This window comes from Polaribacter sp. KT25b (assembly GCF_900105145.1).
Classification (GTDB): Bacteria; Bacteroidota; Bacteroidia; order Flavobacteriales; family Flavobacteriaceae; genus Polaribacter.
Window position 1 is genome coordinate 1323066 of sequence record NZ_LT629752.1, and the last position, 17472, is coordinate 1340537.

Annotated in this window: 12 protein-coding genes; 8 read left to right on the top strand and 4 right to left on the bottom strand. The window is 28.1% G+C overall.

The features are described 5' to 3' along the window. Positions 1–10 precede the first annotated feature (10 nt). From BLT70_RS05580 to BLT70_RS05590, 3 genes are all read right to left on the bottom strand, one after another. A complete protein-coding gene (locus BLT70_RS05580; RefSeq protein ID WP_368086350.1) occupies positions 11–850 on the bottom strand; it encodes an ABC transporter ATP-binding protein in 840 nt (279 codons plus the stop codon). A gap of 36 nt (positions 851–886) precedes the next feature. Continuing rightward, positions 887–1915 (bottom strand): iron ABC transporter permease, encoded by a 1029-nt coding sequence (locus BLT70_RS05585; protein ID WP_091892462.1) that lies wholly within the window; start codon positions 1913–1915, stop codon positions 887–889. Positions 1916–1982: 67 nt separating this feature from the next. Continuing rightward, positions 1983–2564: a non-canonical purine NTP diphosphatase gene (locus BLT70_RS05590; protein ID WP_091892464.1), complete on the bottom strand. Its 582-nt coding sequence runs from the start codon at positions 2562–2564 to the stop codon at positions 1983–1985. A gap of 315 nt (positions 2565–2879) precedes the next feature. Here BLT70_RS05590 and BLT70_RS05595 point away from each other — a divergent pair, with 315 nt between their 5' ends. Both BLT70_RS05595 and BLT70_RS05600 read left to right on the top strand, forming a co-directional pair. Continuing rightward, entirely contained in the window at positions 2880–5327 is a 2448-nt protein-coding gene (locus BLT70_RS05595; protein WP_091892466.1) for an FAD-dependent oxidoreductase, read from the top strand. 649 nt (positions 5328–5976) lie between these two features. Then, positions 5977–7098: an AraC family transcriptional regulator gene (locus BLT70_RS05600; RefSeq protein WP_231962828.1), complete on the top strand. Its 1122-nt coding sequence runs from the start codon at positions 5977–5979 to the stop codon at positions 7096–7098. A gap of 12 nt (positions 7099–7110) precedes the next feature. Here the strand turns inward: BLT70_RS05600 and rlmH are convergent, their stop codons facing one another. Beyond that, on the bottom strand, positions 7111–7584 hold the full coding sequence (gene rlmH / locus BLT70_RS05605) for a 23S rRNA (pseudouridine(1915)-N(3))-methyltransferase RlmH (protein ID WP_091892471.1): 474 nt from the start codon (positions 7582–7584) through the stop codon (positions 7111–7113). A gap of 280 nt (positions 7585–7864) precedes the next feature. Between rlmH and nadC the strand changes: the two genes are divergently transcribed. The 6 genes from nadC (at position 7865) to BLT70_RS05635 (ending at position 17419) form a co-directional block, all read left to right on the top strand. After that, complete coding sequence (gene nadC, locus BLT70_RS05610) at positions 7865–8722, top strand: carboxylating nicotinate-nucleotide diphosphorylase (protein ID WP_091897445.1); 858 nt, start codon at positions 7865–7867, stop codon at positions 8720–8722. 69 nt (positions 8723–8791) lie between these two features. Beyond that, positions 8792–9361 (top strand): pentapeptide repeat-containing protein, encoded by a 570-nt coding sequence (locus BLT70_RS05615; RefSeq protein WP_091892473.1) that lies wholly within the window; start codon positions 8792–8794, stop codon positions 9359–9361. 133 nt (positions 9362–9494) lie between these two features. Then, positions 9495–10433: a YihY/virulence factor BrkB family protein gene (locus BLT70_RS05620; RefSeq protein ID WP_091892475.1), complete on the top strand. Its 939-nt coding sequence runs from the start codon at positions 9495–9497 to the stop codon at positions 10431–10433. 117 nt (positions 10434–10550) lie between these two features. Beyond that, positions 10551–12167 (top strand): histidine--tRNA ligase, encoded by a 1617-nt coding sequence (hisS, locus tag BLT70_RS05625; RefSeq protein WP_091892477.1) that lies wholly within the window; start codon positions 10551–10553, stop codon positions 12165–12167. A gap of 226 nt (positions 12168–12393) precedes the next feature. After that, positions 12394–13062, top strand: coding sequence for a GTP cyclohydrolase I FolE (gene folE / locus BLT70_RS05630; RefSeq protein WP_231962830.1), 669 nt, complete (start codon positions 12394–12396; stop codon positions 13060–13062). Positions 13063–13285: 223 nt separating this feature from the next. After that, positions 13286–17419 (top strand): glycosyl hydrolase, encoded by a 4134-nt coding sequence (locus BLT70_RS05635; protein ID WP_091892481.1) that lies wholly within the window; start codon positions 13286–13288, stop codon positions 17417–17419. Positions 17420–17472: the final 53 nt, after the last annotated feature.

The following is a 17472-nucleotide window of genomic DNA, read 5'->3' on the forward strand; positions in this document are numbered from 1 at the left end:
TTGTTCAAAATTACTTTTTGTTTATGATAAATTGTTGTAAATTTCTGTTAAAATTAACAATTTCTTTAGGGAATAAATTATCGAAAGAATTTTTTTCTATTAATTCTGATGGACTTCCATACATTATTTTATCATCGGAAAATAAGATAATTTCGTCTGCAAATTTGATAGAAAAATTTACTTCGTGAGAAGACATAATAATTGTTTTAGAAGTTTTTTCAACCAAATTTTTTAGCAAAGAAAAAATTTTAATTGTGTGATGTAAATCTAAATGCGCAGTTGGTTCATCTAAAATGATAATTTCTGTGTCTTGCGCCAAAGCTCTTGCAATTAAAACTCTTTGTAATTGACCATCACTAAGTTCGTAAAAGCGTTTATTTTTTAAATGATTGATTTCTGTTTCATCAATTGCCCAATTTATTTTTTTTAAATCAGCTTTGGATAATTTATCAATCCAATTTGTATAAGGTTGTCTACCAAAAGTAACAAGTTCGAAAACTGTTAATTGACTTTCTGGCAATCTTTCTGTTAAAACCATGCTTAAACAAGTTGCTAATTCTTGATTTTTGTATGTTTTTAAACTTTTATTATTGATAAAAATTGAGCCATTTAAAGGTTCTTGAACTTTGGTAATTGTTCTTAACAGAGTCGATTTTCCAATTCCGTTTTTACCTAAAACGGTAACTAATTTCCCTTTTTCAATAGATAAATCAATCTTAGAAGCAATAATAGTTTGCTCTTTTTTTGTTTGATAACCTATAGATAAATTTTCGGTTTTTAGAACGATATTTTTAATTTGCTGTTTAATTTTGTAATTGTTTAATTGTGTAACTGTTAATACTGATGTAATTTTTTTACTTTCAAACTTTCAAACTTTCAAACTTCTTTACACAAATATCCTTTTTTTCCGCATTAACAACCAAATAACGATTGGAGCACCAAAAAGTGATGTAATTGCATTTATTGGAAGTGTAAATTCGCTTGTTGGTAATTGCGCAATAGAATCGCAAATTAACAATACAATTGCGCCAATAATTGCTGAAGACGGAATTAATATTTTATGATTAGAAGTTGTAAAAAGCATTCTGGAAATATGTGGTACAGCTAAGCCAACAAAAGCAATTGGTCCAGAAAAAGCAGTAATTACACCAGTTAATATACTTGTAATTAATAAAATAATATTTCTACTTCTCTTAATATTAATTCCTAAACTTTTTGCATAATTCTCGCCTAATAAAAAACTATTTAAAGGCTTAATAACAAATATTGTTCCTGTAATTCCTATCAAATAAATAATAGCAAAAATGCTAATTTCATTCCAACTCAAATTGCCTAAACTTCCAAAACTCCAAAATAAATATTGCTGAATTTGAGCAGCTTCAGAAAAATAAGCTAAAACACTTATAATTGCAGATGTTAAACTACCAAACATTAAACCGATAATTAAAATAGACATGGTATTTTTAACTTTATTGGCAGCAATAATTACTGCTGATAAAACTAAAAAAGCGCCTAAACTCGAAGCAATTGGCAAAGACCAATTAGAAATGGAAGCGTTTAATAAAAAACCTCCAAAAACCGATGAACCTAAAATTAATAAAGCAACTCCCAAACTTGCGCCAGAAGAAATACCTAAAACAAACGGACCAGCTAACGGGTTTCTAAAAAGTGTTTGCATTAACAAACCACAAATAGATAATCCAGAGCCTACTAAAACTGCTGTTATTGCTTTTGGTAATCTAAAGTTTAAAAGGATTATTTGCCAACTTTCTTTCTCTGGAATTCCGCCAAGTAAAATTTTAAAAATATCTTTAAACTGAATTGAAACTGATCCTAAGCTAACGTTTACAAAAAACAAAACTACCAGTAAAACAGATAAGTAAATAAAGTGTTTTGTGTACGATTTGTTTTCCATTGATTTAATTTGTCTTATCGAGCGCAGTCGAGATGTTTTTAGGTTTCGACTGAGTTCAAGACAGACATTATTTGTTATACTTTTTTAAAAAAGCGACTAATTTTTGTATTGCAATTCCTCTATGAGAAATTTTATTTTTTTCTTCGGATGACATTTCTGCAAAAGAAACGCTATATCCTTCTGGTTTAAAAATAGGATCATAACCAAAACCTTTTTCGCCATGTTTTTTTTCTAGAATTTCACCATTACAAATACCTTCAAATATAAATTGATTTTTATCAATATTAAGACAAATAGCCGTTCTAAATTGTGCTTTTCTATTGGTTTTATGTTCTAATTCTGATAATAATTTTTTCATATTTTTTTCAGAATTGCTAGGTTCACCAGCAAAACGTGCAGAAAAAACACCAGGTTTACCATCTAAACTTTCTACTTCAAGACCTGTATCATCAGCAAAACAATTAAAACCAAATTTTTCTGTAATATAATTCGCTTTTAATTTTGCATTTCCTTCTAAAGTTAGCTCAGTTTCATCAACTTCATCAAAACAATTAATGTCTTTTAAACTCAATAATTCTATAGAAGCAGGTAACATTTTTTGAACTTCAGCAAGTTTATTTAGGTTGTTGGTGGCAAATACCAGTTTCATGTTTTTTTCTTGAATTGTATTTAAAAAACAAAGTTACAAAGTTTTTAAAGGTTAAAAGGCACAAATTAGTATAGTTTCAAAAGTATAAGTTTTTTGTTTTTATAATGCAATCCACTATTTAATAATCAGCAAATAAAAAGTAGAAATATGATAAAAATCATTGTTTAATAGTAGCAAGTATTTTTGGTGCCAAAACCTTTGTTTTATGAGCTATATGTGATAAAAGTTACACATATAAATTGTAATAACTTGTTAATTTGCAAACGTAAATAGCGTATAAAATTTTGAGTAAAACTCAATGATAAAATTAAATATATGAAGTATATTATAATAGGAGGAGTTGCAGGTGGTGCAACTACAGCAGCTCGTTTGAGAAGAATTGATGAAAATGCAGAAATTATCATGTTAGAAAAAGGGCCACATATTTCTTATGCAAATTGTGGTTTACCATATTATATTGGTGGTGTTATTAAAGATAGAAATAAACTTTTAGTACAAACTCCCGAGAGTTTTAATGCTCGTTTTAATATAGATATTCGTATTTATTCTGAGGTTATTTCGATTAATTCTGATGAAAAAAGTGTTTCAGTTAAAAAAATAGAAACAGATGAAACGTATACAGAAACGTATGATAAATTAATTTTATCGCCAGGAGCTTCTCCAATTAAACCACCAATTCCAGGTATTAATTCTCCTAATATTTTTACGCTACGTAATGTGCAAGATACAGATAAAATAAAAGCATTTGTAGATGATGAGCATCCAAGAACAGCAGTTGTTGTTGGTGCAGGATTTATTGGTTTAGAAATGGCAGAAAACTTACATCTTATTGGTGTTAAAGTAACTGTTGTTGAAGCTGCAAGCCAGGTTATGAATATGATGGATAGTGAAATTGCAGCTCCATTACATCAGCATTTTAAAGAAAAAAATGTTGGTTTGTTTTTAGAAGATGCTGTAAAAGAATTTGTTCCTAATGGAGACCTTATAGATGTACACCTTTCTAGTGAAAGAGTTATCTCAGCTGATTTTGTGATACTTTCAATAGGAGTAAAACCAGATACTTTTTTAGCCAAAACTGCCGGAATTAAAATTGGTGATGCAGGAGGAATTTGGGTTGATGAATATTTACAAACATCAAAAAAGGATATTTATGCTGTTGGTGATGCTATAGAATTTCCTCATCCAATTACAGGAAAACCAAGTTTAGCATTTTTAGCAGGCCCTGCAAATAAACAAGGTCGTATTTTGGCCGATAATATGGTGTATGGTCATAAACGAAAATATACAGGTTCAATAGGTACTGCAATTGCAAAAGTGTTTGATTTAACTGCTGGTATTACAGGTTTAACACACAGAGGATTAAAAGCTTTAGGAATAAAGCATGAAAGTACAATTGTAAACGCTGGTTCGCATGCAGGTTATTATCCAGGAGCTATGCAAATGATTATGAAAATTAGTTTTGATCCTGTTAATGGGAAGCTATTAGGAGGTCAAATTGTAGGGTATAAAGGTATTGATAAACGATTAGATTTGTTAGCTACCACAATTAAAAATGGAGGAACAATTTACGATTTACAAGAAATTGAACATGCATATGCGCCACCATTTAGTTCTGCAAAAGATCCTGTAAATCAGGCAGGTTTTAATGCAGAAAATATTATAAGAGGTTTGTTTAAACCATTATCTCCTTTTCAATTTAAAAAACGAAGTATAAAAGATTCTTTTGTTCTTGATGTTAGAACAGCAGAGGAATATGCTTTAAATTCTATTGATGGAGCGTTGCATCTTAATGTTGATGATATTCGTAATCATTTAAATAAAATTCCTAAAGATAAAAAAGTAATGATTTACTGTGCTGCAGGTTTACGTGGTTATGTAGCTGCTCGTATTCTTCGTCAACATGGTTACGACGATGTTTACAATCTTTCTGGTGGTTTAAAAGTGTACAAACAAGCAATGGCAGAACAATCTAATCCAATTTTTTTTAAAAATGAGGTAAAAATTAAAAATGTCGAAGAAACAATTATTCCAATTACTGTAAAAAAGATTGAGGTAGATGCTTGTGGATTGCAATGTCCTGGTCCAATTTTAAAATTAAAAGAAAATATAGATAATCTATCTGATGGAGATCAAATGGAAGTAATTGCTACAGATCCTGGTTTTTTTGGAGATGTTGAATCTTGGTGTAAGGTTACTGGTAATAAATTGGTTACTAGAGAAAATAATGCTGGTGAAATTAAAGCTGTAATTGAGAAGCAAAAAAAAGAAGTGTTTCAAGGATTACAAGCTCCTCTAGATCATAAAACTATTGTTGTTTTTAGTGATGATTTAGATAAAGCACTTGCTTCTTTTGTAATTGCTAATGGAGCAGCAAGTATGGGAAAAAGAGTAACAATGTTTTTTACTTTTTGGGGTTTAAATGTAATTAAAAATGCAAATAAACCTAAAGTAAAAAAAGATACAATGGGTAATATGTTTAGTAAAATGATGCCGGGTCATGCAGGTGAATTGAGTCTTTCTAATATGAATATGGGTGGAATGGGACGTTTAATGATGAAATGGCGAATGAAAGATAAGCATGTAGATGCTTTAGAAACGATGATTCAAGTTGCTCAAGAAAGTGGTATTAATATGATTGCTTGCCAAATGAGTATGGATATTATGGGAGTTGATAAAGAAGAGTTGTTAGAAGGTGTTCATATTGGCGGAGTTGCTAATTATCTTGAAGAAGCAGAACAATCAAATTTGAATTTATTTATTTAAAAATTTTTAATTTATATAGTAATAATTTCAGTTTTAAAAAAGGGTTTAGTAATGTGTTTACCAACATTACTAAACCCTTTTAGTATTTAGTCAATATTAATTTTAAGTTGTCTATATTTCTATTAATCTAAAAATTTATTGATGTTTTGAACCTTTGTTAGATCAGTAGCATAACTTTATATTATTATAATTCTAAAGATAGAGCAAATATTAAGTACTATTTGTTAAGAAATTTTTAGTAAGAAATATCAGTGTAGAAGATTTTTTTGGAAAGACATAAAAAAACCTGCCAATATTGTTTTATTAAAATATAGTAGTATTATTTTTATCTTCCCCCAAAGCTAAATAATTAATTCTTACTATTATTTAAAAAACATTTAATATTAACAGGTATGCATAGTTTTAAAAGTAATTGCAATTCATAGCTGCAACTTTTATAAAATCGAATTTAGATTAAAAATCAATATGAAATTATATTATTATTTACTTATTGTTGCATTTTTAAGTAAATCAGTAAGAGTTTTAAAGAATCAGTAAATTATATTTTAAAGAAATAAGCTATTTTATTATATTTGAATTAAAAAAGAGCTTGTTAGAATCATTTTTATTCTTGTTTACTGGTATAATCGGTTTTATTACACTTGCCTTAATGTTAAGGCATTATAAATCCAATCCCTTTTGTAATTTTTTTTTAGTTTTAATTTTTAGTATTGTTTCCATACGATATTTAATACATGGTAGTTATTATTTAGGTTTACAAACATTTTTACAGCCAGATAGTGGTTTATATTCATTATTATATTTAACTATTGTTCCTGCTTCTTATTTATATTATAATCATCTAACTCTACAAGAAAAAGGATATAAACTAAAAGATTTAAAACATATTATTTTTATTGTTTTTCTGTATTTTATTAATTCTATAGAAGCTTTAGATAATAGTTTTATATTTTATTTTGGACCTATTACTAATTTCTTTTTTATTGCAATATTTATACTGTTTTATTTATTATTGATTTTTAACTTATTAAGTAAGAAAATTTGGTTTAGAAAAAACCATGATTTAAACAAAGAGCATTTTAAATTAATTAAAAATTGGACTATAATTTTTTTTGTGATTAATGTACTTAATAGTTTAATGGTATTAATTTCTTTATATACAGAATTTCATAAAGGACTTGCCGTTTCTGGAAAATCAATGGCTATTTTTTCATTAATCTTTTGGTTATTTATTTTTTTTAAAATTTTAATTTCTCCAGAAATATTATATGGATTACCAATATTGAATAAAACTTTATTAAAGTTTTCAGACTTATTATCAGAAAAGAAAGAAATTATTTCGATAACTGGTAATAATTGGGTTTTAGAAACAAGCACTATAAAAAGTACTCAAGACCAGAAATTGCAAGAAAATATTAGTACAGATATAGAAAGTTATATTATAGAAGTTGATAAATTAAGTACAGAAAAATTAGTTTTTCGAAATCAAAAAACTTCTCAAAGTGATATTGCCGAAAAATTAGGCGTTCCAACAAGTCATATTGTGTATTTATTTAAATATCATTCTAAAATTTCTTTTTCAGAATACAGAATGAATAGTAGAATACAAGATGCTATTTCTCTTATTGAAAAAGGGTTTTTAAATACTGAGACTTTTGAATCTTTAGCTTATAAAACTGGTTTTTCATCGTATAATCCGTTTTTTATTGCTTTTAAAAAAATAACAACATTTTCTCCTCAAGATTATTTAAAGCATAAAAACACAACGTAATTATATATCTTTTTATTCATGATGATAAGGTTCATTCTTTAAAATTGTAAAACCTCTGTAGAGTTGTTCTACAATAAAAAGGCGAATCATTTGATGAGAAAAAGTCATTTTAGATAATGATATTTTTCCGGTAGATTTATTGTAAACAGCATCAGAAAAACCATAAGGACCCCCAATTACTAAAACCAATTGTTTAAGTCCAGAATTCATTTTTTTCTGTAAATATTTAGAAAACTCAATAGAAGTATAGTGTTTTCCTTTATCATCTAACAAAATTAATTCGTCGGTATTTTGTAGTTTAGATAAAATAAGTTCGCCTTCTTTTTCTTTTTGCTGAACTTCGCTTAAATTCTTAACATTTTTAATATCGGGTATTATTTCTAACTCAAACTTAATATAATGTTTTAAACGATTTTGATATTCTTCAATTAATTTTATTAATTGTTTGTTATCCGTTTTTCCTATTGCTAATAGTTTAATTTTCATTTTTCAAAATTACAAATTATGAATTAAAAAACATCTCGATACAAAATTCTTAAATAAAGAATTTCACTCGATAAAACATTTCGTGAGTAATAAAATGTTAGAGTAAAACTAAAATGTCACTTCATGTCATTCTTTTTTTTTTTTAGTAGAATTGTATAGAGAAGTTTTGGTGAAATTAGTGTCTGTTTTTATGACAAATTTATCAGTTTTAAAACATAAAAGCATCAGAAGTTATAGAAAGTTGAAAATCATTCTTATTTTTACATCAGAATTAAAAAATATGATATCAGAAGAACAATTTAACAACGAATTAGACCTTATTATAAAAAACGCAATTAGAGAAGATATTGGTGATGGCGATCACACTTCACTTTCTTGTATTCCTTCGGATGCAAAAGGAAAAGCAAAATTATTGGTAAAAGATGATGGAATTATAGCTGGAGTAGAATTTGCAAAACAAGTTTTTTCTTACGTAGATAAAGATTTACAAGTAGAAACATTTATAAATGATGGCCAAAAAGTTAAATATGGAGATATTGTTTTTCATGTTTCAGGTAAATCGCAATCTATTTTAATGGCAGAACGATTGGTTTTAAATGCAATGCAAAGAATGAGTGCAATTGCTACGAAAACTGCTTTTTTTGCTGATTTGTTAAAAGGAACAAAAACAAAAGTTTTAGATACCAGAAAAACTACACCAGGAATTAGAGCTTTAGAAAAATGGGCTGTAAAAATTGGTGGCGGAGAAAATCACCGTTTTGCGTTGTATGATATGGTAATGATTAAAGATAATCATATAGATTTTGCTGGCGGAATTACTGCTGCAATTACAAAAACTAAGAAATATTTAGCTGATAATAATATCGATATTAAAATTATTGTAGAAGCTAGAAGTTTAGAAGAAATTAAAGAAATTTTATCTAATAAAGGTGTTTACAGAATTTTAATTGACAACTTTAATTATGAAGATACCAAAAAAGCGGTTGCATTAATTGGCGATACTTGTTTAACAGAATCTTCTGGCGGAATTAACGAAGATACAATTAGAAAATATGCAGAATGTGATGTAGATTTTATTTCATCTGGCGCGTTAACACATTCTGTTTATAATATGGATTTAAGTTTAAAAGCGCTGTAATTTATAAGGTTTGAAATTTTATAGTTTGAAAGTAAACGAACTTTCTAATTTTATAAACTAATCTAAAAGATGGATGATTATTTTGATAATGAAGAATTTATAAAAATTGATTTCACAAAAACGAAAATCAATAAAGGAGAATATGATAATTGTACTTTTATAAATTGCAATTTTGAAGGAATTCACGCATCAAACATTCAGTTTGTAGAATGTGAGTTTTTAGATTGTAATTTTAGCAATACGATTATAAATAATACAGCTTTTAAAGATGTAAATTTTATTAATTGTAAATTATTGGGCGTAAAATTTAATGAATGTGATCCTTTTTTATTACAGTTTTCGTTTAAAGATTGTCAATTAAATTTTTCGTCATTTTATCAATTAAAAATTCCGAACACAAAATTTAGTAAATGTAATTTACAAGAAGTAGATTTTACAGAAACTATTTTAACAAGTTCTACTCTTGATGATTGCGATGTAAGAGAAGCTATTTTTGAGAATACGAATTTAGAAAAATCAGATTTTAGAACCGCATTTAATTTTAATATCAATCCAGAGAAAAATAAATTAAAAGGTGCTAAGTTTAGTAAAGAAAATATTGCAGGTCTTTTATCAGCATATAGAATTGTTATTGAATAACGAAGTTTTAAATTTAATAAATTAGCAAGAGAAATTAAAAGAATATTATAAAGTTTTATAAGAAGTATAAAATCAAAAAAAACTAATTTAACTTTTAAACTTTGCAACTACTCTTAAGTTTGCAACTTTAAAAATGACAAAAGAAATAGAAAAAAACTTATCTAAAATACCAGTTGTAAATTTATTGGTAAAATTTGGGAAGCAAATAAAAGTACCAGGTTTAGAAGGAATGTCTTTGTACGATGTTCTAGAAATGTACAGTATTGGTATTATTAGAGGCGCTTTAACATCGCGTGCTGGCGGAATTGCTTTTAGCTTTTTTATGGCAATCTTCCCGTTTATGCTATTTATTTTAACGTTAATTCCGTATATACCAATTGATGGTTTTCAAGAAGGTTTATTCTCTTTTATTAAAGATGTTTTACCGCCTCAAACTTTCGAAGCTGTAGATTCTGTTTTAATTGATATTACAAAGAATCAATATGGAGGTTTATTATCTTTTGGATTTTTAGGTTCAATTTTTTTAATGACCAACGGAATTAATGCAATTTTTGGTGGTTTCGAATATTCGTATCATGTAAACGATAATCGTAATATTTTTAAAGCTTATTTTATTTCTTTAGCAGTTTCGTTAGTAATCTCATTATTTTTAATTATTACTATAACTTTAGTAATTTTATATCAAGTAGCATTAACAAAAATGAATGATAAAGGTTGGTTAAATACAGAAGATTTATATCTATTTAACTTAGGTAAATACTTATTGTTTTTAATAATGATTTTTACAACCGTTTCTTTGTTATTTAGATTTGGAACAAAACAAGTAAAGCAAATAAAATTCTTTTCTGCTGGTGCAATTTTAACCACTATTTTATCATTATGTACCTTTTATTTATTCGGAATTTACGTTGTTAAATTTGCACAATACAATCAATTATATGGTTCAATTGGTACTTTATTGATCTTAATGTTATTTGTTTGGTTAAATGCAATTATCTTGTTATTAGGTTTTGAGTTAAATGCTTCTTTGTTTATGTTAAAGCAAATAAATAAAACCGATTCTACTCAGTAATTTTACGCCATTTTTACGATATTTGCCGACTCAATTAACAATTACAAATTTTGAATTACGAATTGGTGTTAAATTGATTTATTTCGTAATTAATAATTTTCAATTCATAATTAAAAAATGAAACCAAGCATACCAAAAGGAACAAGAGATTTTTCGCCAACAGAAGTAGCAAATCGTACGTATATAATGAATACGATTAAAACTAGTTTTGAAACTTTCGGATTTCAACCAATTGAAACTCCTAGTTTTGAAAACTCATCAACTTTAATGGGAAAATATGGTGAAGAAGGAGATCGTTTGATTTTTAAAATTTTGAATTCTGGAGATTATTTTTCAAGTATTGATTTTAAAGTTAATTCTCTTTTTCCTTCTATTTTATATCATTATATAGAATCTATAAAAAGTGGAAGTATTGAATATCTACAAATTAATAATTTAAAAAAACAGTTAAAATCTACAAATAAAGATAATTCATTGCAACTTCCAAATGATGAGCTTTTAATTATTTTATTATCATCACTTGACAAAAATTCTGATTTAATATTAAGTTTTGATGATGAAGATTTAGAAAAAAATAAAGATTATATTAAAGATGTTATTCTAAAAACTTTTTATGAAGAACTCATTCAAAAAGCAAAAAATATCTCCGAAAAAGCACTTCGTTACGACCTTACAGTACCTTTTGCAAGATACGTTGTACAACATCAAAACGAAATTACATTTCCTTTTAAAAGGTATCAAGTGCAACCTGTTTGGAGAGCAGATAGACCACAAAAAGGGCGTTTTAGAGAATTTTTTCAATGTGATGCAGATGTTGTTGGTAGTAAATCTTTATGGCAAGAAGTAGAATTTGTACAATTATATGATTCCGTTTTTGGTAAATTAGGTTTATCAGAAACAACGATTAAAATCAATAATAGAAAAATTTTATCAGGAATTGCAGAAGTTATTGGTGCTCAAGATAAATTAATCGATTTTACAGTTGCTTTAGATAAGTTAGATAAAATTGGTAAAGATGGCGTTGTAAAAGAAATGTTATCAAAAGGAATTACAGAAGATGCGATAGAAAAAGTGCAACCTTTATTTAATTTTACGGGTTCTAATTTAGAGAAATTAGCTTCTTTAGAATCGATGTTACAAACATCCGAAGAAGGAAAAAATGGAGTTGAAGAGTTACGTTTTGTAATAAATGCCATTGAAGAATTAGGTTTAGCCTCTGCAAATTTAGAAGTTGATGTAACTTTAGCAAGAGGTTTAAATTATTATACAGGCGCAATTTTTGAAGTTTCTGCACCAAAAGGTGTAAAAATGGGTTCTATTGGTGGAGGTGGAAGATATGATGATTTAACAGGAATCTTTGGCTTAAAAGATGTTTCTGGAGTTGGAATATCTTTTGGATTAGACAGAATTTATTTAGTTTTAGAAGAGCTAGGTTTGTTTAAATCTGTTGATTTGCCAAAACCAAAAGTTATTTTCTTAAATTTTGATGCTTCTACAGATGTTCTTAAAATGAAAGCATTAAAAAGTTTACGAGAAAATAATATCAAATCAGAATTTTATCCTGATTTAGGTGAAAGTAATAAGGCTCAAAAACGACAATGGAAATACGTTACAAATAGAGAAATAGAATTTGTGGTTTCTGAAGTAGAAAATGATGTTTTTACTTTAAAAAATATGATTTCTGGTGAGCAAACAAATTGTAGTTTATCAGAATTGGTAGAAAAATTGAACTAGTTTTTTAAATTAATAAACATCTCGATACAATTTTGCGAAAAGTAAAATTACTCGATGTGACAGCATGTAACTATTATAATTAAAAATAAGATAGTGTCAGTTCTAGTGAAATTTCTTTTTCGGAAATTTTGTATCGAGAACATTTTAATAAAAACTAAGATAATACGTTGTAAACACGTAAATTTGCACATTAATATTGATTGAAATGTTTGAATTGAACAGCAAAATGAATGACGAAAGAATTGAAGAAATAGGAGAAAACCATATTGGTACATCAGCCAAAACTCCTTTAAGAGCAGATGCTTTTGATATTTCTGATGAAGAAAAAATAGAAAGAATCCAAGAAAGTGTGAAAGATATTTTAAACACTTTAGGAATGGATTTAACAGATGATAGTTTACAAGGAACTCCAAAAAGAGTTGCTAAAGCATTTGTTAATGAGTTGTTTATGGGCTTAAATCCTAAAAACATGCCAAAAGCTTCTACTTTTGAAAACAACTACAATTATGGTGAAATGTTGGTAGAAAAAAACATTGTTGTGTATTCTACATGCGAACATCATTTATTACCAATTATTGGTAGAGCACATGTTGCTTATATTTCTGATGGAAAAGTAATTGGTTTATCAAAAATGAACAGAATTGTAGAGTATTTTTCTAAAAGACCACAAGTGCAAGAGCGTTTAACCATGCAAGTTGTACAAGCAATGCAAGAAGCTTTGGGTACACAAGATGTTGCTTGTGTTATAGATGCGAAACATTTATGTGTAAATTCTAGAGGAATTAAAGACATAGAAAGTTCTACAGTAACAGCAGAATTTGGAGGTAAATTTAAAGAAAAGGAAACGAAAAGAGAATTTTTAGAGTATCTTAAAATGAATACAAAATTCGAGTAGATTTCGTTTTTATAAGTTGATAAACTTAAAATATTAAAAAATCCGTTTAGAATCTCTAAACGGATTTTTTTATGCAAAATTTTATGTAAAATATACTTTGTATGGTTTTTGTATGGATTATTTTAATATTAAAACAACAAAGTGCTTTTTTGTATGGTTTATGTATTAGTGGTTTAACGTGTTGAAAATGAAATGAGTTCTATATTTGAGAAAACTAAATTTTATGTATAAAACAAAATTAACTAAACTACTTTTTTTAGTATTCATAACATTTTCATTTTCCAATTTTGCACAAACCGTTCAAGCAGGAAATGGAAGTTATACTAAAACTTTTCCAGGAACAGATGTTGCTGGTAGAAATGGGTATCCATCAGGTGCGCCACAATTAACTGGCAATGCAGCAGGAAAACCTGTACCAACAAATGATTGGTGGTCTAAATTACTAAAAGAAGATCATGCAGATAATTTATTTAATTATCCTATGACTTTAAAAACCACAAATAATGGTTTAATTGTAACCTATATTCCATCTGGAGTTATTGGCGATTCTGCACCAATTGAAGTAAAACTGTCTGGTTTATCCACAACAAAAACCACCGTTTCTGATTATTCTGATTGGACAGTAACCATGAATTGGAAAGATGCTAATCATGAATTAAAAACAACAGCAGGAATTGGAATGCCTTTTTTATATTTTGAAAAGGATGCTGATGATATTGTAGAAATTAAAGTAAATTCTGGTACAGCAACCATTAATAACGAAATGCTAATTATAGAAAATGCTACAAGTGGAGCAGATTTTGTTTTTTATGCGCCTTCAGGCAGTTCTTGGGTAAATTCTGGCAGTACTTTTACATCAACATTAAACGGAAAAGATTATTGGTCTATGATAATGTTGCCTCAAAATACATCAAATGTAACTACTTCAGCACAAGAATTTAAAAAATATGCCTATGTTTTTCCTACAAATTCAGAAACTTCTTGGGTTTATAATGAAACATCATCTAAAGTAACAACAACGTTTAATGTTACTACTGATGTAAAAGAAGGTACAGAAACAGACATGTTATTGGGTTTATTGCCTCATCAATGGAATAATTTATCAGCAATTTCTGCAACGCCAAATGAGGCAACTTATAGCTCAGTAAGAGGTGCTTTAAAAATGTTAAAAGGAAATACTTTTTCAGTAGAAAATACATTTAAAGGTATTTTGCCAACGTTACCATATTTAGCAAATTATAGTGAAGGTTTTAGTGCTGCTGCTTTAGATAGTAAAATTGCTCAAATTGAAAATGATGGTTTAGCAACTTGGACAGATTCCTATAACGAAGGGCAAGTTATGAATCGTTTAATTCAAACGGCAAGAATTGCAGATCAAACAGGCAATATTGCTGCAAGAGATAAAATGATTGCAACTGTAAAAGAACGTTTAGAAGACTGGTTGTCTTTTGAATCTGGAGAAAAAGCATTTCTTTTTTATTACAATACTGAGTATTCTACTTTAATAGGTTATCCTGCAGGTCATGGACAAGATTCTAATATAAATGATCATCATTTTCATTGGGGATATTTTATTCATGCCGCAGCTTTTATGGAGCAATTTCAACCAGGTTGGATGAATCAATGGGGAGAAATGATAAATCTTTTAGTGAGAGATGCAGCTTCATCAGACAGAAATGATGACACGTTTCCTTTTTTAAGAAATTTTAGTCCGTATGCAGGTCATAGTTGGGCAAATGGATTTGCCTCTTTTCCACAAGGAAATGATCAAGAATCAACATCAGAAAGTATGCAATTTGCATCTTCTTTAATTCATTGGGGAACGATTTCAAACAACAAAGAAATTAGAGATTTAGGAATTTATATTTACACAACAGAGCAAACTGCCATTGAGGAATATTGGTTTGATGTTTATGAACGCAATTTTTCTAGTTCGCAACAATATAGTTTAGTGTCTAGAATTTGGGGAAATTCTTATGATAATGGTACTTTTTGGACTTCAGATATTGCTGCTTCTTATGGTATAGAAATGTACCCAATTCATGCAGGATCTTTTTATTTAGGTCATAATCAAACGTACGCACAAAAATTATGGGATGAAATTTCTCAAAATACAGGGGTTTTAAATCAAGAAAATAATGATAATTTATGGCATGATACCTATTGGAAATATTTATCAATGATAAATCCACAAGAAGCTGTAAATCTTTACAATGCGTATCCTGATAGAAATTTAAAGTTTGGTATTTCTGATGCTCAAACATATCATTGGTTGCACAGCGCAAATGCTTTGGGAGTTGTAGATGCAACGATTACTGCAGATTATCCAATTGCAATGGTTTTTAAACAAAATGGAGAAACTACGTATGTTGCTCATAATTATACCAATTCAGAAATTATTGTTTCTTTTTCTGATGGATTTCAATTAACAGTTCCTGCGCGTCAAATGATTACGAATAAAGATGTTTTAATTTATGGAGTTATAAGCTCAGATTTTAATCAAGCGTATGCAAATGGAAGTGTAAATTTATCAGTAGCAACAACAGGAAGTGGAATTACAAAAGTTGAATTTTATGATGGAACAACTTTAATTGGTACAAAAACGGATGCTCCATATAATTTTAAAGCAGAAAATTTAGTACTTGGTGTACATGGTATGTATGCAAAAGTTTATGAAAATACGAATTTTAATGTAACCAATATTGTACAAATTCAGGTTGGTGAACAAGTACCTTTTTTAGACACAGCTTTTACAATTCCAGGAAGTATTGAAGCAGGAAATTATGATAAATTTGAAGGCGGAGTTGGGCAAAATATTTCTTATGTTGATGTTTCTCAAAATAATGAAGGTGATTTTAGAACAGATGAATATGTAGATGCTGCAATGGATAATACAGAAGGAAATACAGTGGGTTGGATTTCTGCTGGCGAATGGTTAGAGTATTCAATTGATGTGCAAACTTCTGGTAAATACAATGTAGATGTACGTTTTGCTTCTGGTAATTCTAATGGAGGAGGTCCTTTTTATTTTGAGATTGATGGTAAAAAAATTAGCTCAGATATTAATTTGACTTATACAAGTGATTGGTCTAGTTGGCAAACTAAAACCGTAAATGACATTGAGTTTACAAAAGGAAAACACATTTTAAGAGCAGTTTTTGTAAATGGAGAATTTAATTTAGCAAAAATGGATTTTACATACGCAGCTCCTTTAGATTATATGCCTCCAGTTGCAAATGCAGGAAATAATGTTGTTGTTATTTCTCCAGAAACAACTGCAACTTTAGACGGTTCTTTAAGTAATGATCCAGAAGATGAAACAATTACGTTTTTATGGGAACAAATTTATGGTCCATCAATAATTAATTTTAATGATACTACTTTAGAATCTCCATCAATATCAAACTTAGAAAAAGGTATTTACAAATGTAAGCTAACGGTTAGTGATGGCACTTATTCTGCAAATAGTTTTGTGTTGGTTATTGTTCAAGATAATGCGAATGCAAGTCCTACAATTTCAATTACATCACCATCAAACAATAATTCTTTTTCTGTAGGAACAGCAATAAATATTACAACTTCTGCTGCAGATTTAGATGGAACAATTACAAAAGTTGAGTTTTACGATGGTAACACAAAAATTGGTGAAGATACCACGGCACCTTTTTCTTTTAATTGGACAAATGCTACCGTTGGCGCTCATGAAATAAAAGCAATTGCTATAGATAATGAAGCTGCACAAACTACTTCTCTAAGTATAAATATTACTGTTAATGAAGTAAAAGAATGTACAGAAACATCAAATGATGCACAACAAGGTTCTTTTTCTACAGGTTATACTGCTACTTTTGAAACGATAGGAACAAGCGTAAAAATAACTTTTGAGTTGTTAGATACAGATAGAGTAGGAGTTGTTGCTTATTTATGGAAAGAATCTCCTTTTGGTGAAACGCAAATGGAAAGTGTTTCTGGATTAAAATTTACAAAAACCATTGGTGGTTTAACTCAAGGAGAAACTATTTCTTATGGATGTAAATTTGCTTTTGCAGGTGGTTTAGCAGTTACAAAATATATCAATTATAAAGTTGGTGATAGTTGTGGTTCTTTAAATACTACTGATGTTAATTTAAATGATGAAATAATTGTGTATCCAAATCCTGTTAAGAATACACTTTTTATAAAATCAAACTCTGTTGATATTTCAAAAATTGAAATTTACTCAACGTTAGGAAGTATGGTTAAAAAAGCTACAAATAATTTTAACAGCATTCAAGTAGAAGATTTATCTAAAGGATTGTATCTAGTTAAAATTTATACTGATAAAACAGCAATCACTAAAAAGTTTATTAAAAATTAAAAAATAATTTTAGGAATAAAAAAATCCGTTTAGAATTTCTAAACGGATTTTTT